Annotated in this window: 1 pseudogene; it reads left to right on the top strand. The window is 69.3% G+C overall.

The window, feature by feature from the left end:
- Positions 1-791: pseudogene (locus R1101_RS28835) on the top strand (alpha-(1->6)-mannopyranosyltransferase A); the annotation flags it as partial.

The raw sequence follows: 791 nt of genomic DNA, 5'->3' as shown, positions 1-791 counted from the left end.
TCGCCGGCATCGTGCTGGTCCTCGAGGGCCGCCATCTCGGCGGCATCGCGCTGGTCTCGCTCGGCGCCGCGATCAAGGCCACGGCGGGGTTGGCGTTGCCCTTCCTGGTGTGGGTGTGGATGGTCCACGAACGCGACCGTGCGCGCGCCGAGGGACGCGAGCCCGCAGCGCCGGTCCGTCTGTTCGCCAAAGCGACCGGACTCGGACTTCTCGTGTTCGCCGCGGTCTTCGGTGGCACCTCGCTGCTCGCCGGGGTCGGTATCGGCTGGCTCACCGCCTTGTCCGGTTCGTCGAAGATCATCAACTGGTTGTCGTTGCCGACGATGATGGCGCACGTCGTCACGTGGATCACCCCGTGGCGCCTCGGTTCGATCCTCGACATCACGCGCCTGCTCTGCGCGATCGCGCTGGTGGTGATCCTCGTGTGGGCGTGGTGGCGATTCCGTCGCACCGAACGCGACGCGGTCTTCGGGATCGTCGTGGCCCTGACCGCCGTGACTCTGCTGTCGCCCGCCGCCCTGCCCTGGTACTACTCGTGGCCGCTCGCGGTCGCCGCGGCCTTCGCGATGTCGCCCCGGCTCCTCATGGTGCTCGTCGCACTGTCGACCTGGCTCATGTTGATCTTCAACCCCGACGGGTCGATCGGCATGTACAACCTCGCGCACGTCGCGCTCGCAGTGTTCGCCTCGATCGTCGCGGCCCGCGCCCTGGTCACCTACGATCCGCTGCGCCTGCGACTGCGGCCGCGACCGGCATCGCCCACGGATGCTGCGCGGGACGACCGTGCCTGA

The sequence above is a fragment of the Rhodococcus sp. R1101 genome (genome assembly GCF_000278445.1).
Taxonomy (GTDB): Bacteria; Actinomycetota; Actinomycetes; order Mycobacteriales; family Mycobacteriaceae; genus Rhodococcus; species Rhodococcus gordoniae.
The sequence above is the reverse complement of the archived record's forward strand: the minus strand, read 5'-3'. Positions and strand labels throughout refer to the sequence as shown.